The sequence below is a fragment of the Bacteroides sp. NGMCC 1.200775 genome (assembly GCF_040798045.1).
In the GTDB taxonomy this organism is placed as follows: Bacteria; Bacteroidota; Bacteroidia; order Bacteroidales; family Bacteroidaceae; genus Bacteroides; species Bacteroides hominis.
On record NZ_JASCQK010000008.1, the window covers coordinates 1 to 22,618 of the forward strand.

Below are 22,618 nucleotides of genomic sequence, written 5' to 3' on the forward strand. Positions count from 1 at the left end.
AGGACGCAGGTGTACAGGTGGTAACATCACAGCCGAGCGTTACTAATTGCCCGATGACTTTCTTTTATTGTCTTTTATGGTTTATATATCCGTTTAGCTTTACTATCGGTTTGATAGACAGCTAAGTTTACTTTTGTACATTATGTCTGCCTTATTTAGGTGACTATAGCATCAGGGTTCCACCTCTTCCCATTCCGAACAGAGAAGTTAAGCCTGATCACGCCGATGGTACTGCGTAACAGTGGGAGAGTAGGTAGTCGCCGTTTTTTTCAGAGAGTTCATCCCCTCGGGTCAGAAGACACGAGGGGATGACTTGTTTTTGGGTATAAGCAATATCTCCTGATAATCTTTTTATCGGCTTCATCCCATATACTCCTGACTCAATCTTCATTTTTCCGGTTTTATCATAATTCAATGTTTGATGTATTATCAGACTGTTTATCTTTGCCATCATCTGAAAAGATGAAACGGGAAGATAAATGTGTCGGGATCGTCATAACCTTTACTTTTGGACGCTTCTTTTCGCGATTACGAACAGTTTTCTTCCTCTTTTCTCTTTTTTTATCAGATTGAATTTTGTACTTTTGGCGAGAATCTGATGAGAAACACTTAGATATTATAATATAAACTTCTAAATAGTCCGTGAATATGGAAAACAAAATTCAAGAGTTGACCGATAAGATTTATCGCGAAGGCGTCGAAAAAGGTAATGAAGAAGCCCGCCGTCTTATTGCGAATGCTCAGGAAGAAGCTAAAAAAATCGTTGAAGATGCCCATAAAGAAGCTGAATCAATTATTGCCACCTCTCGTAAATCTGCCGATGAACTGACAGAGAATACCAAATCAGAGTTGAAACTGTTTGCCGGTCAGGCAGTAAATGCGTTGAAATCAGAAATAGCCACTATGGTAACTGATAAAATTGTGACCGCACCGGTAAAGGAGTTTGCACAGAATAAAGATTTTCTGAGTGCTTTTATCGTAGCTCTGGCTTCCAAATGGAGCGTAGACGAGCCGATTATCATCTCAACTTCTGATGCGGAATCTTTGAGAAAGTATTTTGCGGCCAATGCTAAAGCATTGTTAGATAAAGGTGTTACCATAGAACAAGTGAATGGTATTAAGGCATTGTTTTCTGTATCTCCTGCAGACGGTTCATATAAAGTGAATTTCGGAGAAGAGGAATTTATGAATTACTTTAAAGCATTCCTGCGTCCTCAGTTGGTAGAAATGTTATTCTAAAGGGATGCGTTATGAGTAAATATTATTACTTGGTAGCCGGTTTGCCGGAACTCACACTTGAGGACAGTAAGCTGAGCTATACAGTAGCTGATTTTAAAACGGAAATTTACACGGGCTTGTCAGCTTCAGATCAAAAATTAATTGATCTGTTTTATTTGAAGTTTGATAATGCCAATGTACTGAAGCTTCTGAAAGATAAGGAAGCCGCCATTGATACCCGGGGAAATTTCTCCGCGGAGGAACTTGCTGAATATATCTCTGTTCTTAAAGAAGGAGGAGAAATCAGTACTAAAGAATTTCCTGCATATCTTGCTACTTTCATTTCCGACTATTTCAATACTCCGGCAGACAATGCTGTTTTACTGGAAGATCATCTGGCTGCACTTTATTATGATTATGCAATGAAATGCGGAAATAAGTTTGTGGCTTCCTGGTTCGAATTCAATCTTACAATTAACAATATCCTTGTGGCATTGACCGCTCGGAAGTATAAATGGGATGTTGCCCGCAATATAGTGGGTGATACGGAAATATGTGAGGCTTTGCGAACTTCCGGAGCCCGTGATTTCGGACTTTCCGGTGAAGTGGATTTTCTGGATCAGTTAGTGAAAATCAGTGAAATAACAGAACTGGTAGAACGCGAGAAGAAGTTGGATGCTTTACGGTGGAACTGGATGGAGGAAGCTATTTTCTTTAACTATTTTACCATCGAACGTATTTTTGCTTTCTTATTGGAACTGGAAATGATTGAACGTTGGATCTCTTTGGATAAGGAAAGAGGAAATCAACTGTTCCGCAGTATCATAGAGTCACTGAAGAATGAAGTGCAGATTCCCGCAGAATTCAGGTAATCCTGCCAAACTCGGATAAATAAATTAAAAAAATATATGGCAACAAAAGGAACTGTTAGTGGCGTTATTGCCAACATGGTGACCCTCGTCGTTGATGGACCGGTAGCTCAAAATGAGATTTGTTATATCTCAACCGGTGGCGATAAATTAATGGCGGAGGTGATTAAGGTCGTAGGTACACATGTATATGTTCAGGTGTTCGAAAGCACTCGTGGATTGAAAGTGGGGGCCGAAGCCGAATTTACCGGACACATGCTTGAGGTGACCTTAGGTCCCGGTATGTTATCGAAGAATTACGATGGTCTGCAAAACGACCTTGATAAGATGGATGGCGTATTCCTGAAGAGAGGACAATATACCTATCCGTTGGATAAAGAAAGTGTGTGGCATTTTGTTCCCCTTGTCAATGTAGGGGATAAAGTGGAAGCATCTGCCTGGTTAGGACAGGTGGATGAAAACTTCCAGCCATTGAAGATCATGGTACCTTTCACGCAGAAAGGTGTTTGCACGGTGAAATCGATTGTACCTGAAGGCGATTATAAGATTGAAGACGTAATTGCTGTTTTGGCAGACGAAGAGGGAAACAACGTTGAAGTGAATATGATTCAAAAGTGGCCGGTAAAAAGGGCTATGACGAATTATAAAGAAAAACCGCGTCCGTTTAAATTGCTTGAAACCGGTGTACGTGTGATTGACACTGTCAATCCGATAGTAGAGGGGGGGACAGGATTTATTCCCGGTCCGTTCGGTACAGGTAAAACCGTACTTCAGCATGCTATCTCTAAACAGGCAGAGGCCGATATTGTGATCATTGCCGCCTGCGGTGAACGTGCGAACGAGGTTGTGGAAATATTTACTGAGTTCCCAGAACTGGTGGACCCACATACGGGACGTAAGCTGATGGAGCGTACCATTATTATCGCCAATACTTCGAACATGCCGGTAGCGGCCCGTGAAGCTTCTGTGTATACGGCTATGACGATTGCCGAATATTATCGTGCGATGGGATTGAAGATCCTGTTGATGGCAGACTCTACTTCCCGTTGGGCACAGGCATTGCGTGAGATGTCGAACCGTATGGAAGAGTTGCCCGGACCGGATGCATTCCCGATGGACTTGTCCTCAATCATTTCTAACTTCTACGGTCGTGCAGGTTATGTAAAACTGAATAACGGTGAGAGTGGTTCTATTACCTTTATCGGTACGGTATCTCCTGCCGGAGGTAACCTGAAGGAACCTGTGACTGAAAATACTAAAAAGGTAGCCCGTTGTTTCTATGCGCTGGAGCAGGATCGTGCCGATAAGAAGCGCTATCCGGCTGTGAATCCGATCGACTCTTATTCTAAATATATCGAATATCCTGAATTTGAGGCATACATTGCCGAACACATCAACGACGAATGGATCGGTAAAGTGAATGAGATCAAAACGCGTTTGCAGCGTGGTAAGGAAATTGCCGAGCAGATCAACATCTTGGGTGATGACGGTGTGCCGGTAGAATATCATGTCATTTTCTGGAAGTCGGAGTTGATTGATTTCGTTATATTGCAACAGGATGCATTCGATGAAATTGACGCCGTTACTCCGATGGAGCGCCAGGAAGCTATCTTGAACATGGTGATAGACATCTGTCATACGGAATTTGAGTTTGACAACTTTAATGAGGTTATGGACTACTTCAAGAAGATGATTAACATCTGCAAGCAAATGAACTATTCAAAGTTCAAATCGGAACAATATGAAGGTTTCCAGAAGCAATTGAAGGAGTTGGTTGCCGAGAGAAGTGTCAAATAGTGGATTGTAACTAAATTGTAAATAATAACATGGCTACAAAAGCATTTCAAAAAATATATACTAAGATTACTCAGATTACCAAAGCTACCTGCTCGCTGAAAGCTACAGGGGTAGGTTATGATGAGTTGGCCACTGTGAATGGTAAATTGGCTCAGGTTGTAAAGATAGCCGGTGACGAAGTGACTTTGCAGGTGTTTGAGGGTACGGAAGGTATCCCGACCAATGCCGAAGTGGTATTTCTGGGTAAATCGCCTACGCTGAAAGTAAGCGAGCAACTGGCCGGACGTTTTTTCAACGCCTTTGGTGATCCTATCGACGGAGGACCGGAGATTGAAGGACAGGAAGTCGAGATCGGAGGCCCTTCTGTGAATCCGGTACGCCGTAAACAACCTTCAGAACTGATTGCAACCGGTATTGCCGGTATCGACTTGAATAATACCCTGGTTTCCGGTCAGAAGATTCCTTTCTTCGCCGATCCGGACCAACCGTTTAACCAAGTGATGGCGAACGTAGCATTGCGTGCCGAAACAGATAAAATCATTCTGGGAGGTATGGGTATGACAAACGATGACTACCTGTATTTTAAGAATGTATTCTCCAATGCCGGTGCGCTCGACCGTATCGTCAGTTTCGTGAATACCACGGAGAACCCTCCGGTAGAACGTCTGCTGGTACCGGATATGGCTTTGACTGCGGCTGAATATTTCGCAGTACAGCACAATCAGAAAGTATTGGTTCTGCTGACCGATATGACTTCGTATGCCGATGCTTTGGCTATCGTGTCGAACCGTATGGATCAGATTCCTTCGAAAGACTCTATGCCGGGCTCTCTTTATTCGGACCTTGCTAAAATCTACGAAAAAGCGGTACAGTTCCCCGATGGTGGTTCCATCACAATTATTGCCGTGACTACGTTGTCCGGCGGTGATATCACGCATGCCGTACCCGATAACACCGGTTATATCACCGAAGGACAGTTGTTCCTGCGTCGTGATAGCGATATTGGTAAGGTTATTGTCGATCCGTTCCGTTCATTGTCCCGTCTGAAACAGTTGGTAACCGGTAAGAAGACCCGTAAGGACCATCCACAGGTGATGAATGCTGCGGTACGTCTGTATGCCGATGCCGCTAACGCCAAGACGAAGTTGGAGAATGGTTTTGACCTGACCAATTATGACGAACGTACTTTAGCTTTTGCCAAGGACTATTCCAATCAGTTGCTTGCCATCGACGTCAATCTGGATACGACAGAAATGCTGGATGTGGCATGGGGATTGTTCGGCAAATATTTCCGTCCGGAAGAAGTGAATATCAAGAAGGAACTGGTAGATCAGTATTGGAAAAAATAGTAAATAAACGAGATGGCTATAAAGTTTCAATATAACAAAACCTCCCTTCAGCAGCTCGAGAAGCAACTGAAAGTGCGGGTGCGTACCCTCCCGATTATTAAAAATAAGGAGAGTGCCCTTCGCATGGAAGTGAAGCGCTGTAAAAGCGAAGCTGCCGATCTGGAGGAAAGGCTGGAAAAACAAATCCAGGCTTATGAAGCCATGTTCGCACTTTGGAATGAGTTTGACACCTCATTGATAAAAGTAAATGATGTTCATCTTGGTATCAAAAAAATAGCCGGTGTAAGGGTGCCTTTACTCGAGAATGTAGATTTCGAGATTCGTCCGTACAGCCTGTTTAATGCTCCCAAATGGTATGCCGATGGTATACATTTGCTTAAGGAGTTGGCGCATACCGCTATAGAGCGTGAGTTTACGCTGGCCAAGCTGGGCTTGTTAGAACATGCGAGGAAAAAGACCACTCAGAAAGTTAATCTTTTTGAGAAGGTACAGATACCTGGTTATCAGGATGCTTTGCGTAAGATAAAACGCTTCATGGAAGATGAGGAGAATTTGTCTAAGTCGTCGCAAAAGATTCTGAAATCACAGCAAGAAAAAAGGAAGGAGGCAGAGGCATGATTACAAAAATGAAGAAACTCACATTCCTGGTTTATCATAAGGAGTACGAAGCTTTTTTGAACAGTCTTCGGGAACTCGGAGTCGTTCATATTGTGGAGAAACAGCAGGGAGCGGCTGAGAATGCCGAGTTACAGGATAACATCCGTCTTTCTGCCCGTCTTGCCGCCGCATTGAAATTGTTACAGAACCAGAAACATGGGAAAGATGCGGTCATTGCAACCCATGGAGGCAGTGCTGAACGTGGTCTACAGGTGCTTGACGAAATAGATGCTCTGCAAACCGAACATAGTAAACTGTTGCAACAGCAGCAAATCTGCGGAAAGGAAAAAGATGCCTTGGAAGCCTGGGGCGATTTTGAACCGGGAGGCATACAGCGGTTGAAAGATGCCGGTTATGTGGTCGGATTCTATACTTGTCCCGAAGGTAACTACAAAAAAGAATGGGAAGCGGAATATAATGCAATGGTTATTTGCCGTATTTCTTCAAAGGTCTTTTTCGTCACCGTGACCAAAGACGGAGAAGAAGTCGATCTGGATGTAGAGCAAGCTAAACTGCCGTCGCAGTCATTGGCGCAACTTGAAATGCAGTATACCAATACCGGGATTGCACTTGAAGAGAATGAAAAGAAGTTGGTTGCTTTGTCTGAAACCGACATACCTTCGCTGAAGGAGGCTTTGAAACAGGTGCAGACTGAAATAGAATTCTCAAAGGTCGTTTTAAGTACGGAGCAGACTGCCGGTGATAAATTGATGTTGCTTGAAGGATGGGCTCCTGCTGCCAGTAAGGTTGAAATCGAAGCCTATCTGAATGACGCACATGTTTATTACGAGATCACAGACCCGACACCGGAAGACAATGTTCCGATTGAACTGAACAACAAAGGCTTCTTTGCCTGGTTTGAGCCGATTTGCAAATTGTACATGTTGCCGAAATATAACGAACTGGACTTGACGCCGTTCTTTGCTCCGTTCTTTATGATCTTTTTCGGACTTTGCCTGGGAGATTCCGGATATGGCTTGTTCCTGTTTGTGGGGGCTACCGCTTACCGTTTGCTGGCAAAGAAACTGAGTCCGTCGGCCAAATCGATCATCTCTCTGATTCAGATACTGGCTACTTCCACTTTCTTCTGCGGATTGCTGACCGGAACCTTCTTCGGTGCCAATATTTACGACCTGCCCTGGCCGTTCATCCAGCGCCTGAAGAGTGCAGTCTTTATGGATAATAATGACATGTTCCAGCTCTCACTGATTTTGGGTGCGGTGCAGATTCTGTTCGGTATGGTATTGAAGGCTGTCAATCAGACCATCCAGTTTGGCTTCAAATACGCCATTGCGACGATCGGGTGGATCATTCTCCTGTTATCGTTGGCTTTTTCGGCGCTGTTGCCGAAAGTGATGCCGATGGGAAGTACCGTACATCTGATCATTATGGGCATTGCCGGTATTATGATTTTCCTGTTCAACAGTCCCGGAAAGAATATCTTTCTTAATATCGGACTGGGTTTATGGGATTCTTATAACATGGCAACGGGGCTGTTGGGTGACGTTCTTTCATACGTGCGTTTATTCGCTCTGGGATTGTCAGGAGGAATTCTTGCCGGAGTATTCAACAGTCTGGCAGTGGGCATGAGTCCGGACAATGTGATTGCCGGTCCCATTGTGATGGTGCTGATATTCGTTATCGGACATGCCATCAATATCTTTATGAATGTGCTCGGAGCCATGGTTCACCCCATGCGTCTGACTTTCGTGGAGTTTTTCAAGAATTCCGGTTACGAAGGCGGCGGCAAGGAGTACAAACCATTCAGAAAATAGAGAAATAAAAAGAAAAATAGTAGAATAATAAATTAAAAAATAAAATTAAGATTATGGAAATGAATTTGTTTATTGCTTACATTGGCATCGCGGTTATGGTTGGTTTGTCGGGCATCGGAAGTGCTTACGGAGTGACTATCGCAGGTAACGCTGCTATCGGCGCATTGAAGAAGAACGATAGTGCATTCGGTAACTTTCTTGTATTGACAGCTCTTCCGGGTACACAGGGATTGTATGGTTTCGCAGGCTACTTTATGTTCCAGACTATCTTCGGCATCCTTACTCCGCAGATAACTGCCATTCAGGCTTCTGCCGTATTGGGTGCAGGTATTGCCCTCGGACTGGTTGCCCTGTTTTCCGCTATTCGCCAGGGACAGGTTTGCGCCAATGGTATTGCAGCCATCGGACAAGGCCATAATGTATTCAGCAACACATTGATTCTTGCTGTATTCCCCGAACTTTATGCTATCGTGGCATTGGCAGCTACCTTCCTTATCGGTAGTGCGCTGGCATAAATGATAAGCTAATGATTTATAAAAACACTTAAGCGTTTTCAGCAAAACGTCTAAGTGTTTTCTGAAAAGACTTAAGCGTTTTCCAAAAACACTTAAGTCTTTTTTTATGCTCTGAAACCTCGTTGTAAACGCTTGTTTGTGCTATTTTGCTTATATTTTTTGTATAAAGTATTATTTTTCAATAAATAATGCGTACTTTTGCACCTGCGTAATAAAAAGAGTTTTAAACATTTATATGGTAAAAGATTTATTAACCCCCGATTATATCTTCGAAGCCAGTTGGGAAGTGTGCAACAAGGTAGGAGGAATTTATACTGTTTTGTCCACAAGGGCAAATACGTTGCAAACTAACTTCCGTGACAAATTATTCTTCATAGGGCCGGATGTGTGGCAAGGAAAAGAAAACCCTTTGTTTATAGAATCTGACAACCTCTGTGCGGCATGGAAAGAACATGCCCTCAATAAAGATAACCTTTCTGTCCGTGTCGGACGTTGGAATATTCCGGGTGAACCCATTGTTATCCTGGTTGATTTTCAGCCTTTCTTTGAGAAAAAGAATGAAATTTATACTGAAATGTGGAATCATTTTCAGGTAGATTCGTTGCATGCTTACGGCGATTATGACGAAGCATCCATGTTCTCGTATGCTGCTGGAAAAGTGGTAGAGAGCTTCTATCGTTATAATCTGACTGAAAATGATAAGGTTGTTTATCAGGCACATGAATGGATGACCGGTTTGGGAGCACTATATGTGCAGTTGGCCGTACCCGAAATAGGGACTATTTTCACTACCCACGCTACCTCTATCGGCCGGAGCATTGCCGGAAACGATAAACCCTTATATGATTATCTGTTTGCCTATAATGGCGACCAGATGGCCCAGGAACTGAATATGCAGTCGAAGCACTCTATTGAGAAGCAGACCGCACATCATGTCGACTGCTTTACGACAGTAAGCGAAATCACTAATAACGAGTGTAAAGAGTTGCTGGATAAGGCAGCAGACGTAGTGCTGATGAATGGCTTCGAGGACGATTTCGTACCTCAGGGAACGGCCTTCACCGGTAAACGCAAACGTGCCCGTTCGCTGATGTTGAACGTGGCCAATAAACTTCTTGGAACCAATATGGGCGATGATACGTTGATTATCGGTACCAGCGGACGCTATGAATTTAAGAACAAAGGAATCGACGTGTTTCTGGAATCGCTGAACCGCTTGAACCGGGACAAAGATTTGCAGAAGAACGTACTGGCATTTGTCAATGTGCCGGGTTGGGTAGGAGAGCCCCGCGAGGACTTGCAGACCCGCCTGAAGAGCAAAGAGAAGTTCGATACTCCGCTTGAAGTGCCTTTCATTACCCATTGGCTGCATAATATGACCCACGATCAGGTGTTGGACATGTTGAAGTATCTGGGTATGGGAAACCGTCCGGAAGATAAGGTGAAAGTGATTTTCGTCCCGTGTTATCTGGATGGAAAGGATGGAATCCTGAATAAAGAATATTATGACTTGATATTGGGAGAAGACTTGAGTGTCTATCCTTCTTATTACGAACCTTGGGGATATACTCCGCTTGAGAGTGTAGCCTTCCGCGTACCTACCATTACGACTGATCTGGCAGGCTTCGGTCTTTGGGTGAACAGCCTGAAGAATCAGCATGGCCTTGATAATGGAGTAGAGGTGCTGCATCGTTCGGACTATAATTACTCGGAAGTTGCCGACGGTATCAAGGATACGATCGCGCTGTTCTCGGGTAAAACGGAAATTGAGGTGAAAGAAATCCGCAAGCATGCGGCGGCTGTGGCCGAACAGGCTTTATGGAAGCATTTCATCAAGTATTATTACGAGGCTTATGATATTGCTTTGCGCAATGCAATGAAACGTCAACTAAACTAAGTATTTATTCATCAACAAGTAAACAATAACATTATGAAAATTAAAGTAAGTAATGTGAATACTCCGAATTGGAAGGAGGTAACTGTAAAGTCACGTGTTCCTGCGGAATTAGAGAAATTATCTGAACTTGCACGCAACATTTGGTGGGCATGGAATTATGAAGCTACTGAACTGTTCAGAGATTTGGATCCGACCCTTTGGAAAGAAGCTGGTCAAAATCCGGTACTTTTGCTTGAACGTATGAGTTACGAAAAATTGGAAGCTTTATCAAAAGATAAGGTTATCTTGAAACGTATGAATGACGTATATGCTAAATTCAGAGACTACATGGATGTGAAGCCAGACGATAAACGTCCTTCTGTAGCTTACTTTAGCATGGAGTATGGTTTGAATCACGTTCTTAAAATATATTCCGGCGGTTTAGGTGTACTGGCCGGCGACTATCTGAAAGAAGCTTCTGACAGTAATGTAGATCTTTGCGCGGTAGGTTTCCTGTATCGCTACGGTTACTTTACACAAACGCTGTCTATGGACGGGCAGCAGATTGCCAATTACGAAGCACAGAACTTCGGTCAGCTTCCTATCGACCGTGTGACGGATGCAGACGGAAAACCGTTGGTAGTGGATGTGCCTTATATGGATTACTACGTACATGCAAATGTATGGAGAGTAAACGTAGGACGTATTTCTTTGTATCTGCTCGATACAGACAACGAAATGAACAGTGAATTTGACCGTCCTATCACTCACCAACTCTACGGAGGTGACTGGGAAAACCGTCTGAAACAGGAGATCCTGTTAGGTATCGGCGGTATGCTGACACTGAAAGCACTGGGCATCAAGAAAGATATTTATCATTGTAACGAAGGACACGCTGCCCTGATCAACGTACAGCGTATCTGCGACTATGTAGCTACCGGTCTTACTTTCGACCAGGCTATCGAGTTGGTTCGTGCATCTTCTTTATATACGGTTCACACTCCGGTTCCTGCCGGTCACGATTACTTTGACGAAGGTTTGTTCGGCAAGTATATGGGTGGCTATCCCTCAAAGATGGGTATCAGCTGGGACGATCTGATGGACCTCGGACGTAACAATCCGGGTGACAAAGGAGAACGTTTCTGTATGTCGGTATTTGCCTGCAACACTTCTCAGGAAGTGAACGGTGTGAGCTGGCTGCATGGAAAGGTTTCTCAGGAGATGTTCTCTTCTATCTGGAAAGGATACTTCCCGGAGGAAAGCCATGTGGGCTATGTGACCAACGGTGTACACTTTCCTACTTGGAGTGCTACGGAATGGAAACAGCTTTATGCTAAATATTTCAACGAAAGCTTCCTGTATGATCAGTCAAATCCGAAGATTTGGGAAGCTATCTATAATGTGCCCGATGAAGAAATCTGGAAGACCCGTGTAACTATGAAGAACAAGCTGGTGGACTATATCCGCAAGCAGTTCCGTGAAACGTGGTTGAAGAACCAGGGAGATCCGTCACGCATTGTATCTCTGTTGGATAAGATCAATCCGAATGCGTTGCTGATTGGTTTCGGCCGCCGTTTTGCCACTTACAAACGTGCTCACCTGCTGTTCACCGATTTGGAACGTCTGTCGAAGATTGTTAATAACCCCGATTATCCGGTACAGTTCCTCTTCACAGGTAAAGCCCACCCGCACGATGGTGCAGGTCAGGGGCTGATTAAGAGGATTGTTGAGATCTCTCAGCGTCCGGAATTCCTGGGCAAGATTATCTTCCTCGAAAACTACGATATGCAGTTGGCCCGCCGTCTGGTGAGTGGGGTTGATATCTGGCTGAACACGCCGACCCGTCCGCTTGAAGCATCCGGTACATCGGGTGAGAAGGCTTTGATGAACGGTGTATTGAACTTCTCCGTGCTCGATGGATGGTGGCTTGAAGGTTACCGCGAAGGTGCAGGTTGGGCATTGACCGAGAAACGTACTTACCAGAATCAGGAACATCAGGATCAGCTCGATGCAGCTACCATCTACAGTATTCTTGAAACAGAAATTCTGCCGTTATATTATGCCCGCAACAAGAAGGGGTATTCAGAAGGCTGGATTAGAAGTGTGAAAAACTCAATCGCTCAGATTGCTCCTCACTATACAATGAAGCGTCAACTCGACGATTACTATAGCAAATTCTACTGCAAGGAAGCCAAGCGCTTCAAAGAATTGTCTGCCAATGATAATGCGAAGGCAAAAGAAATTGCAGCATGGAAAGAAGAAGTGGTCGCCAAGTGGGATTCCATCGAGATCGTTTCAAGAGATAGAGAAGCAGACATTGCACAAGGCGATATCGAAAGCGGCAAGGAGTATACGATTACCATCGTCGTTGATGAAAAAGGATTGAACGATGCAGTGGGACTGGAGTTGGTTACAACTTATACGACTCCGGAAGGAAAACAGCATGTTTATTCGGTAGAACCATTCAGCGTGGTTAAGAAAGAAGGCGATCTGTATACATTCCAGGCTAAACACAGCTTGTCGAATGCAGGAAGCTTCAAAGTATCATACCGTATGTTCCCGAAAAATCCGGATTTGCCTCACCGTCAGGACTTCTGTTATGTGCGTTGGTTTGTCTGATTGGTATGTAAAGTAAAGTAAAGAGAGATTTACTATAACTATTTGAAAGGCTGTTTTGAAGTGTATACTGTCAAAACAGCCTTTTATTGTTTAATATCGATGTATTATGAGAAGGTTTTTTATTTTCATTGCTTTCGCACTGTGCAGTTTCTGGCAGTTGAGAGCCCAGGCCGATACGGCTTCGTTCCTGTTTGATAAGTATGAAGATGCCCAGGTGGTTCTCAGAGCCGGTGGTGAATTGAAGTCAAAAATGAACTACAATATAGTAGCCAACAAGTTCTATTTTGTAGATCCGCAGGATAAGCAGGTGAAGGAACTTGCCAATCCGGGAGATATTTTGCTGATCAAGATAGGAGGGCGTACGTTTTATCCGGAATCCAACGGAGCCGGAATAGAAATGTTGCCGACAAAACCGGTAGTGTATGTTCAGTATAAAGCATCTGCACGTAAGGAAGCCCCTGTGGGAGCCTATGGCACCCGTTCGGAAACAACGGCAGTTCAGAGTTACGGTTCTGTCATGAGCAATGGACAATCATACCAGTTGCAAGGTGAGAAGATGATTGTCGGCAACCGGCATCATATCTATTGGGTGGAGAAAGACGATAAAATGAAACAGTTCCGCAATTTTAAGCAATTTGCCAAAATCTACTCAAAGCATCGTGCGGAAATTGAGAAATACATTGGAGAGAATAAAGTGAATTTTGAGAATGTGGATCAGATTGTCAAGCTCTGTTCCTATGCCGATTCACTGAAATAGGTTTGGTTTTGAAAGCCCCTGTCCGGGACATTTGTGAAATGAAGAGGCTGTGTCGAAACTCTTTTTACCACGGAGTAACACAGAGTCTTTTTGTTAATAATCAATAACTTAAAATCGCCTCTGTGTTACTCTGTGTCCTCTGTGGTAAGTTTTGATACAGCCTATTTGTTCAATACTTCTTCCAGTTTGGCTTGGAGCGCTTCTCCGTGCAGGCCACGTGCAAGAATTGTTCCGTCAGCATCAACCAGCATGGTGTGGGGAATACTGTTTACGGCATACAACTGTGCACCTTCGTTCTGCCAGCCTTTCAGGTCGGACATCTGAGGCCAGGTGATGTTTAGCTTCTTGATGGCATCTTTCCATTTATCGGCATCCTGATCGAGAGACACGCCTACGATTTCGAAGTTCTTGCCTTTGTACTTAGCGTAAGCCTCTACGATGTTCGGCATTTCGCGGCGGCAAGGACCACACCAACTTGCCCAGAAGTCAACCAATACCACTTTGCCTTTTCCTACATAGTCGGACAGTTTTACCGGTTTTCCGTCGGGTGTCAGCATCTCGAAGTCGATAAATTTCTGACCGGCAGCAGTCGCTTTCTGCTTTTCGGTAACTTCTTTGATTTTCATAATCAGTTCGTCATTCTGATAGTTGGCAGGTATTTGTTTCAGCAAAGCATCATTCTCTTCGGTAGAGTTTTCATAGAAACTTTGTTTGAACAACATGATACCCACCGGGTTGGTGATGTTTTTCTGTACACCTTCTTTGATAGCCTGGCTGTATGCCTCTTCCAACTGTGAGTATTCTTTTTGTTTTGCCAACTTCTGATCATCGGTCAGTGTGCTGTCGCCCATAGCCTGGTAGATGGCTGCCTGTTTCTGATCGATCACATTGGTTTTGTTCCGTATCTCCTGATAAGCGTCATTGTTCGGAGTACCGGTTGCCGACTTATTATCTTTAGACAGGTTTACGTTGATTTTACCGTTTTCGAGGAAGAAATCTACATATGCTCCGTCACCGTTTTTAGAGTAAGTGATGTAACGGTTCACTGCGGAATCCTGTACGCCTTCGAATGTAAATGTTCCGTTAGCGATGATGGCTGTATCCAGTTTGTTGAACTGTCTGCTTACACGTTCCTGAATAAATACGGTATCGCCGTCGGAAGCGCCTTCCACAGTACCTGTTATCACATAACCGGGTTTGCTGTTATTACAAGATGCTACTCCCAGAGCAACCGCTGCAACAGCCAGATAAGTTAACTTTTTCATTGCTTTAGTATGTTTTATGAATAAATATTTATGCAAAGATAGCCGTTTTTTTTATTCGGAATAGAATTTCTCTGTTATATTAGATTAACATGTATGTACGAATCGGATAAATGTGTACCTTTGCACCCCAAATTAGTATGAATATGCAAGAAAGCAAATCCATTATTGAGGTGAACGGTGTGTCTAAATTCTTCGGAGAGAAGACTGCCCTGGATCATGTGACCCTGAATGTAAAAAAAGGTGAGTTCGTCACCATCCTGGGTCCTTCGGGTTGTGGTAAGACTACTTTGTTACGCCTTATTGCCGGCTTCCAGACTGCTTCGGAAGGCGAAATTAAAATATCGGGGAAGGAAATCACGCAGACTCCTCCGCACAAACGTCCGGTAAACACGGTGTTTCAGAAGTACGCTTTGTTTCCGCATCTGAATGTATATGATAATATTGCTTTCGGGCTGAAGCTGAAAAAGATGCCGAAGCAGACCATTGAGAAGAAGGTGAAGGCTGCTTTGAAGATGGTGGGGATGACGGACTATGAATACCGCGACGTAGATTCGCTGTCCGGCGGACAACAGCAACGTGTGGCTATCGCCCGTGCCATAGTCAACGAACCGGAAGTGCTGCTGCTCGACGAACCATTGGCAGCTCTCGACCTGAAGATGCGCAAAGACATGCAGATGGAACTGAAGGAGATGCACAAATCATTAGGGATCACTTTTGTATATGTCACCCACGATCAGGAGGAAGCATTGACGCTGAGCGATACGATTGTCGTCATGAGCGAAGGACGAATCCAGCAGATCGGCACTCCCATTGATATTTACAATGAACCTACCAATTCATTTGTGGCCGATTTTATCGGGGAAAGTAATATCCTGAACGGTGTGATGATACACGACAAACTGGTACGTTTCTGCAATACCGAGTTCGAATGTGTGGACGAAGGGTTCGGCGAAAACATGCCCGTAGACGTAGTGATCCGTCCGGAGGATCTTTATATATTTCCGGTTTCGGAAGCGGCACAACTGACCGGCGTGGTGCAGTCGTCCGTCTTCAAGGGGGTACATTATGAAATGACCGTCCTTTGCAACGGCTATGAATTTCTGGTACAGGACTATCATCATTTTGAGGTCGGTGCCCTCGTTGGGCTGTTGGTGAAACCGTTTGATATTCATATAATGAAGAAAGAGCGCGTGTGCAATACCTTCGAAGGCAAGCTGATTGACGAAACCCATGTGGAGTTTCTGGGTTGTAACTTCGAGTGTGCTCCTGTTACCGGAATTAGTGCCGGCAGCGAAGTGAAAGTGGAAGTCGGTTTCGACAAAGTGATTCTTCAGGACAACGAAGAAGACGGTACGCTGACCGGAGAGGTGAAGTTCATCCTTTATAAAGGCGACCACTATCATCTGACTGTGCTTTCGGATTGGGACGAGAATGTATTTGTAGATACGAACGACGTATGGGACGATGGAGACCGTGTAGGTATCACCATCCCCCCGGACGGTATCAGAGTAATTAAGAACTAATAAAAATAAGAGTTAAGAGTGAAAAGATTATCGGTCTTTTTTTCATCACGTAAGAGTTGGACGCTCCCTTACATTATCTTTTCGGCGATCTTCGTCGTTATTCCGCTACTCCTTATTGTGGTCTATGCTTTCACCGATGACAGCGGACATCTGACATTGGAAAACTTTGCGAAGTTTTTTCAGCATCACGAGGCTATCAATACCTTTGTTTATTCCATCGGTATTGCCATCATTACCACTATCGTTTGTATCCTGCTGGGTTATCCGGCAGCCTGGATACTAAGCAACGCAAAGCTGAACCGCTCGAAAACGATGGTCGTATTGTTTATTCTTCCCATGTGGGTCAACATCTTGGTACGTACGTTGGCAACAGTAGCCCTGTTCGACTTCTTCAGTGTCCCGTTGGGTGAGGGAGCTTTGATATTCGGTATGGTCTATAACTTTATACCTTTCATGATTTACCCTATCTACAACACCCTGCAAAAGATGGATCACAGTTACATCGAGGCTGCGCAGGACTTGGGTGCCAATCCCGTCCAGGTGTTTTTCAAGGCGGTGCTTCCGCTTTCCATGCCGGGAGTGATGAGTGGCATCATGATGGTTTTTATGCCCACTATCTCAACTTTTGCCATTGCCGAGTTGTTGACGATGAACAACATCAAACTGTTTGGTACCACTATCCAGGAGAATATCAATAATAGTATGTGGAATTATGGAGCGGCCCTGTCACTGATCATGTTGTTGCTGATTGCGGCGACTTCTCTGTTCAGCACCGACGACAAAGATAATACGAACGAAGGAGGTGGGCTATGGTAAAGAAAATTTTTGCCCAGACCTATTTGTGGATACTCCTTTTGCTGCTCTATTCGCCTATCGTGATTATTATGATCTACTCTTTCACCGAAGCAAAGGTGTTGGGCAACTGGACCGGATTCTCCACGAAACTGTATTCGTCACTGTTTACTACCGGCACGCACCATTCGCTGATGAATGCGTTGATCAATACCGTGACCATTGCTTTGATAGCGGCTACGGCTTCCACTTTGTTGGGCAGCATCACGGCTATCGGCATCTTCAACCTGAAGGCACGTTCGCGGAAGGCCATCAGTTTTGTGAACAGTATCCCTATTCTGAATGGTGATATTATTACCGGTATTTCCCTGTTCCTGCTGTTTGTTTCGCTCGGTATATCTCAGGGATATACGACCGTGGTATTGGCGCACATCACATTCTGTACTCCATATGTGGTGCTCAGCGTGTTGCCCCGCCTCAAGCAGATGAATCCTAATATTTACGAAGCTGCCCTCGATCTGGGAGCAACCCCGATGCAGGCACTTCGCAAAGTGATTATCCCGGAGATCCGTCCGGGAATGATTAGCGGCTTCATGCTTGCGCTGACACTTTCTATCGATGATTTTGCGGTAACGGTATTTACGATCGGTAACGAAGGACTTGAGACACTTTCCACCTATATTTATGCCGATGCCCGCAAGGGAGGGCTTACTCCGGAGCTGCGTCCCCTTTCGACGATTATCTTCGTGGTGGTGCTGGCATTGCTGATTGTCATTAACCGGCGTGCGGGTAAGGAGAAAAAGTGATGTCCTTTTTGTTTTAAATCGAAAAAGAAGAGAATTTACGAGAATCAAGAAACTGTATAAAGTGCTAATGAACAAACTATTAATAACCCTTTTCCTGGCGATGTCACTTTTGTTTTCCGGTTGTTACAACTCCGGTGAACCTCGCGAGAAGGTATTGAAAATCTATAATTGGGCCGATTATATCGGTGATGGGGTGCTCGAAGACTTTCAGGCATATTATAAGGAGCAGACGGGTGAGGATATCCGCATCGTTTATCAAACCTTTGATATTAACGAAATCATGCTCACCAAGATTGAGAAGGGACACGAAGATTTCGATGTGGTATGTCCTTCGGAATACATCATCGAGCGGATGTTAAAGAAAAACCTGCTGTTGCCCATCGACACTGTTTTTCCCCATTCGCCCGATTACATGAATGACGTATCGCCTTATATCCGTGAACAGATTGATAAACTGAGTCAGCCGGGGCGGATCGCCAGTCATTATGCGGTATGCTATATGTGGGGAACCGCCGGGATATTGTATAATAAAGCTTTTGTGCCCGAAGCCGATGCCGAAAGCTGGGATTGTCTTTGGGACCGGAAATATGCCGGTAAGATACTGATGAAAGACAGTTACCGGGATGCATACGGAACTGCCATCATTTACGCCCATGCCCGTGAACTCGCCGATGGTAAGGTGACGGTCGAAGATCTGATGAACGACTATTCTCCCCGTGCGATGGAGATTGCCGAGAAATATCTCAAAGCAATGAAGCCCAATATAGCCGGTTGGGAGGCAGACTTCGGCAAAGAGATGATGACTAAAAATAAAGCATGGCTCAACATGACCTGGAGCGGAGATGCCAAGTGGGCCATCGAGGAAGCGGATGCGGTAGGAGTGGAGCTGGATTATGCCGTACCCCGTGAAGGAAGCAACATCTGGTATGATGGGTGGGTGATTCCTAAGTATGCCGGTAACCCGAAAGCCGCCAGCTACTTCATCAACTTCATGTGCCGCCCCGACATTGCCTTGCGGAATATGGAAGCGAGCGGTTACGTAAGTGCTGTGGCTTCGCCCGAGATCATGGAAGCGAAAGTGGACACAACTCTTACATATTATTCCGATCTGAGCTATTTCTTCGGACCGGGTGCCGACAGCCTGCAGATTGACAAGATTCAGTATCCGGATCGTGAAGTGGTGGAGCGTTGTGCCATGATTCGTGATTTTGGTGATAAGACGAAAGAAGTTCTTGAAATTTGGTCACGCATAAAGGGCGACAATCTCGGAGTGGGCATTACTATTCTGATTTTTGTGGTAGTGGGACTAATGAGTGGCTGGATGATTTATAAACGGGTACAGCGCTATAAACGTGAGAAGATGCAGAGACGCCGGAGCCGCAGACGGAGGAAGCAAAGATGAGATTAAAGTAACGTTGAAATCTGAATTTTGATAAAAAAATAAAAGAAAATGATGATTTTGTTTCTCAATCTATTGTAAATGTCTATATTTACCGCGTATTAAAGATTTCTGATAGGATGTGTTTTATTTCCAAGGTACTTGTAGAGTAATTTATCTCCTTATTAAGACTTCTCTAACATAACAAATTTTATTAATTGTATTAATTATTTTTTTTCAATGAACATTTTTATTGCAGGCATCAGCTATAATCTTAGCAACGCCGATTTAGGAGAATTATTCGAAGAGTTTGGAGAAGTTATTTCAGCCAAAATTGTCATGGACAGAGAGACTGGTCGTTCTAAAGGATTCGGTTTCGTAGAAATGCCGAATGACGAAGAGGGAAATGCTGCCATCGCAGCACTGAACGAAAAAGAAATAGACGGAAAAACACTTTCTGTATCAGTTGCACGTCCGAGAGAAGAAGGACCGCGTCGTAATAACAATTACGGTGGTGGTAGTCGTGGTGGCTACGGTAACAACCGTGGTGGCGGTTACGGTGGTGGTAATCGTGGCGGCGGCTATGGCGGCGGTCGTGACAGATATTAATCAAAAGAGATTACCAGTCTGTCCAAACAGACTTGAAGGAGAGATGTCCGGGATTTATCCCGGGCATCTTTTTTTATGTGGTGTCCGGCGGGTGTATAATTTTGTGTACTTTCGCCACAGAGTGTGCGGAGGGTACAATGAAAAATATTTCTTTCAGACGTACTTATAAACAAAGGATTAAAACTCTGTGCCTTCTGTAGCGTGCCCTATTTATATAGACAAACTCCGGAATGAATAAAAAAAAACTACGGAATATTCGTAAGATATTCGTTTTTATTTTTATCTTTGTATTTATAGAAAAGGAGGGTATATGAAAAATTCCGGGAAATTACTTTTCTTGAGTTCAATTCTGGGGGGAGTATTTTTAGTCTCTTCTTGTTCGGCTGTTCCGAAGATAGAAGAGAAGGACTTATCGGAGCAATGGCCGGTTGTGGCTTCCCGTCAGTGGACCGGTCAGGATTCTGTTGTGGTATGTGATCTAAATGTACTGAAAGATACGATTGACTTACCGCTCAGCTTCTTTGTAGAGGACTTTCGGATCATCAAGTTGGATAACCGCGATGAAGCGATGGTAGGGGTAAGCAATCTATGTGTCTCCGAAAACTACATTCTCGTTTACGGTTCTGTTTATACACTTCATCCCTGCCGGTTGTTTGATAAAAAGGGAAAGTTCATTACCGATATAGGTGCTATAGGGCAGGGACCGGGAGAGTATCGTTCTATATATAAAGCCCGGATTGATGAAAAACATAATTGCATTTATCTGATCCCTTTTGCTAACAGTAATGTTATCTATGTTTACGACTTGAAAGGGAAACCGCTGCCATCCATTCCGCTGCATCGGCCTGTCTCCAAAGCCATGTTCCGGATCGATACGGACAAACGAGAGATTACAGTGGGGGCACTTCCTTTTACCGGATACCCTTTGGTTGCATGGACACAGGATTTTGAAGGAAATCTGTTGGACTCTGTTCCCACACCTAAGCATCTGTTTGTTGTTCCCGATTATAGTAATGATATCGCGTATGGGGCCAATACGGAAGCAGTCGATCTCTATATCTCGACCTTCTGGGAGTTACGCCCTGATACACTTTATCATTATATACGTTCGGAGAGCAGGCTGACGCCCCGCTTTACGCTCGATATCGGAAATCGGAAACGTTCGATGACGATGTATTACGAGTTACCCCGGGTTTATATCGGAAAGTTGGCGGTAGATAAGCAGGTAGGTGACGGACTGTGGGAATCTCAGGATACTTCGTACTTTGTAGTAGATAAGAAATCGTTGCGCGGAACCTTTTTCCGTATAGTGAATGATTTTATGGGAGGTATGCCGGACCGGCTATGGACACCCTGGGCTTTTTACGACAGGCAGTATATACGGCTCGTGGAGCCTGGATCGCTGAAAGCAGAGATCGAAGCCTATCTGAGCGGTATGGCCGGGGAGAGTGCGAATGCCTTGCGGGAGTTTGGTCAGTCGATAGGAGAAGAAGATAATAGTTATGTAATATACGCTAAGCAGAAAGGAGCTCAATAATGAAAAAAGTATTTGGAATCTTGTTGTCGGTTCTGTTGGCCTGCACTTCGTGTGGAGATGGCAGCAGTAAAAGTGAACCTTCGTTTAAAGTATACGATAAATACTCTAAAGAGAAGAAGGTCGAAAAGAAGAATGATATCGGAAAGGCAACCTATATTTTCTGGATAAACAAAGCGGAAGCCAAGAAATTGCGCGGGTTGACTTTTAATATTAAATGTAAAGTCACGATCAACGAAGACGGTAGTATAAAGATTCTGGGATATGAAAAAGAACAACCCTACACGGTGACCAAAAGCCTGAAGAAATACCTCAAAACCTTCCGTGTAGACGAGAAAGCTTTGAAAGAAGGAACGGTTAAAACGGGAGATCAGGTGGTTTTTTTGCGTTATGTTGTGCTGAAATAAAAGGCAGTGTTTTTAATGCGAGGATGTGCTGAAATTCACCAAAGGAGATACAGAGTAACACACATTGAATTTTAAGTCATTAATTATCACTATTGATAACCTGTGGCGAAAAGAACTTTTGAGGCAACCCTCTGTGCCTTCTGTGGTGAATCCGGTTGCCGAATGGCCTTAATAAAAAATCCTCCCCGGCAGGACCGGAGAGGATTTTATCGTTTTAATCCTATTTACTAATGATAGATACTGCCGATTATTATTCAGCAGCAGCTTCAGTTGCAGCTTCTTCTGCCGGAGCAGCTTCTTCTGCGGGAGCTTCAGCAGCAGCCTTAGCAGCTTCTTCAGCAGCTTTCTTTTCAGCCAATGCTTTTGCTTTTGCTTCGTTTACTTTCTTTTCAGCTTCCAGACGTGCTTTTTCGTCAGCCTTTTTAGCTTCATCTTCTTTAGCTTTCAAAGCAGCCAGACCAGACTGTTTGTTGTTCTTCCAAGCTTCGAATTTAGCTTCAGCTTCAGCTTCACCGAAAGCACCTTTAGCTACACCGCCAAGGAGGTGTTTCTTCATGTAAACGCCTTCACGAGAAAGGATGTTGCGAACTGTGTCTGAAGGTTGTGCACCTACCAGTACCCAGTGCAAAGCACGTTCGAAATTCAAATCTACTGTAGCAGGATTGGTGTTAGGGTTGTAAGTACCAATCTTCTCTGTAAATTTACCATCACGTGGTGCTCTGCTGTCTGCAATAACGATAGAGTAGAAAGCGTAGCTTTTACGTCCATGTCTTTGCAATCTAATTCTTGTTGCCATTTTAAATAAATGTTTTTAATGAATGATTTGAATTAATGCTATTAACTCGTAATAGCGGGTGCAAAGATAGGGGTTT

The 22,618-nt window shown here is 44.2% G+C and carries 19 protein-coding genes and 1 rRNA gene; 18 read left to right on the top strand and 2 right to left on the bottom strand.

What is annotated here, in order from left to right; genetic code table 11:
- Nucleotides 1–155: 155 nt before the first annotated feature.
- The 11 genes from rrf (at nt 156) to QK890_RS17355 (ending at nt 13,432) form a co-directional block, all read left to right on the top strand.
- Nucleotides 156–266, top strand: a 5S ribosomal RNA gene (rrf, locus tag QK890_RS17305).
- Nucleotides 267–648: 382 nt separating this feature from the next.
- Entirely contained in the window at nt 649–1,239 is a 591-nt protein-coding gene (locus tag QK890_RS17310) for a V-type ATP synthase subunit E family protein (RefSeq protein ID WP_005778476.1), read from the top strand.
- An 11-nt stretch (nt 1,240–1,250) separates the two neighbouring features.
- Nucleotides 1,251–2,090: a DUF2764 domain-containing protein gene (locus QK890_RS17315; protein WP_005778475.1), complete on the top strand. Its 840-nt coding sequence runs from the start codon at nt 1,251–1,253 to the stop codon at nt 2,088–2,090.
- 36 nt (nt 2,091–2,126) lie between these two features.
- Nucleotides 2,127–3,884 carry a V-type ATP synthase subunit A gene (locus tag QK890_RS17320; protein ID WP_032537017.1) on the top strand — a complete coding sequence of 586 codons (1,758 nt, stop codon included), beginning with the start codon at nt 2,127–2,129 and terminating at the stop codon, nt 3,882–3,884.
- A gap of 29 nt (nt 3,885–3,913) precedes the next feature.
- On the top strand, nt 3,914–5,233 hold the full coding sequence (locus QK890_RS17325) for a V-type ATP synthase subunit B (RefSeq protein ID WP_005778472.1): 1,320 nt from the start codon (nt 3,914–3,916) through the stop codon (nt 5,231–5,233).
- Between the two features lie 12 nt (nt 5,234–5,245).
- Complete coding sequence (locus tag QK890_RS17330) at nt 5,246–5,851, top strand: V-type ATP synthase subunit D (protein ID WP_005778470.1); 606 nt, start codon at nt 5,246–5,248, stop codon at nt 5,849–5,851.
- A complete protein-coding gene (locus QK890_RS17335) occupies nt 5,848–7,665 on the top strand; it encodes a V-type ATP synthase subunit I (protein ID WP_220577346.1) in 1,818 nt (605 codons plus the stop codon). The genes QK890_RS17330 and QK890_RS17335 overlap by 4 nt, the downstream gene beginning before the upstream one ends.
- A gap of 53 nt (nt 7,666–7,718) precedes the next feature.
- Nucleotides 7,719–8,180 carry a V-type ATP synthase subunit K gene (locus tag QK890_RS17340; RefSeq protein WP_002562679.1) on the top strand — a complete coding sequence of 154 codons (462 nt, stop codon included), beginning with the start codon at nt 7,719–7,721 and terminating at the stop codon, nt 8,178–8,180.
- 235 nt (nt 8,181–8,415) lie between these two features.
- Nucleotides 8,416–10,077: a glycosyltransferase gene (locus QK890_RS17345; RefSeq protein ID WP_005778464.1), complete on the top strand. Its 1,662-nt coding sequence runs from the start codon at nt 8,416–8,418 to the stop codon at nt 10,075–10,077.
- Between the two features lie 33 nt (nt 10,078–10,110).
- The gene (locus QK890_RS17350; protein ID WP_005806753.1) at nt 10,111–12,675 is read left to right on the top strand and encodes a glycosyltransferase family 1 protein; all 2,565 of its coding nucleotides are present in this window, start codon (nt 10,111–10,113) and stop codon (nt 12,673–12,675) included.
- A 106-nt stretch (nt 12,676–12,781) separates the two neighbouring features.
- A complete protein-coding gene (locus tag QK890_RS17355) occupies nt 12,782–13,432 on the top strand; it encodes a hypothetical protein (protein ID WP_005778461.1) in 651 nt (216 codons plus the stop codon).
- Nucleotides 13,433–13,593: 161 nt separating this feature from the next.
- On the opposite strand, the gene QK890_RS17360 is transcribed toward QK890_RS17355, so the two are convergent.
- Complete coding sequence (locus QK890_RS17360) at nt 13,594–14,697, bottom strand: TlpA disulfide reductase family protein (RefSeq protein ID WP_005778459.1); 1,104 nt, start codon at nt 14,695–14,697, stop codon at nt 13,594–13,596.
- Between the two features lie 137 nt (nt 14,698–14,834).
- Here QK890_RS17360 and potA point away from each other — a divergent pair, with 137 nt between their 5' ends.
- From potA to QK890_RS17395, 7 genes are all read left to right on the top strand, one after another.
- A complete protein-coding gene (potA, locus tag QK890_RS17365) occupies nt 14,835–16,220 on the top strand; it encodes a polyamine ABC transporter ATP-binding protein (RefSeq protein WP_182424387.1) in 1,386 nt (461 codons plus the stop codon).
- A gap of 18 nt (nt 16,221–16,238) precedes the next feature.
- Nucleotides 16,239–17,036 (top strand): ABC transporter permease, encoded by a 798-nt coding sequence (locus QK890_RS17370; RefSeq protein ID WP_005778456.1) that lies wholly within the window; start codon nt 16,239–16,241, stop codon nt 17,034–17,036.
- Nucleotides 17,030–17,818 carry an ABC transporter permease gene (locus tag QK890_RS17375; protein ID WP_005778454.1) on the top strand — a complete coding sequence of 263 codons (789 nt, stop codon included), beginning with the start codon at nt 17,030–17,032 and terminating at the stop codon, nt 17,816–17,818. Before QK890_RS17370 ends, QK890_RS17375 begins: the two co-directional genes overlap by 7 nt.
- Before the next feature lie 67 nt (nt 17,819–17,885).
- Nucleotides 17,886–19,220, top strand: a complete 1,335-nt coding sequence (locus QK890_RS17380; protein WP_101603234.1) for an ABC transporter substrate-binding protein — start codon at nt 17,886–17,888, stop codon at nt 19,218–19,220.
- Between the two features lie 216 nt (nt 19,221–19,436).
- Nucleotides 19,437–19,805 (top strand): RNA-binding protein, encoded by a 369-nt coding sequence (locus QK890_RS17385; RefSeq protein ID WP_005778451.1) that lies wholly within the window; start codon nt 19,437–19,439, stop codon nt 19,803–19,805.
- Nucleotides 19,806–20,115: 310 nt separating this feature from the next.
- Nucleotides 20,116–21,342, top strand: coding sequence for a 6-bladed beta-propeller (locus QK890_RS17390; RefSeq protein WP_032542546.1), 1,227 nt, complete (start codon nt 20,116–20,118; stop codon nt 21,340–21,342).
- The gene (locus tag QK890_RS17395) at nt 21,342–21,746 is read left to right on the top strand and encodes a DUF4891 domain-containing protein (RefSeq protein WP_032542547.1); all 405 of its coding nucleotides are present in this window, start codon (nt 21,342–21,344) and stop codon (nt 21,744–21,746) included. Before QK890_RS17390 ends, QK890_RS17395 begins: the two co-directional genes overlap by 1 nt.
- A 250-nt stretch (nt 21,747–21,996) precedes the next feature.
- On the opposite strand, the gene QK890_RS17400 is transcribed toward QK890_RS17395, so the two are convergent.
- Nucleotides 21,997–22,542 carry a 30S ribosomal protein S16 gene (locus QK890_RS17400; protein WP_005778447.1) on the bottom strand — a complete coding sequence of 182 codons (546 nt, stop codon included), beginning with the start codon at nt 22,540–22,542 and terminating at the stop codon, nt 21,997–21,999.
- Nucleotides 22,543–22,618 lie beyond the last annotated feature (76 nt).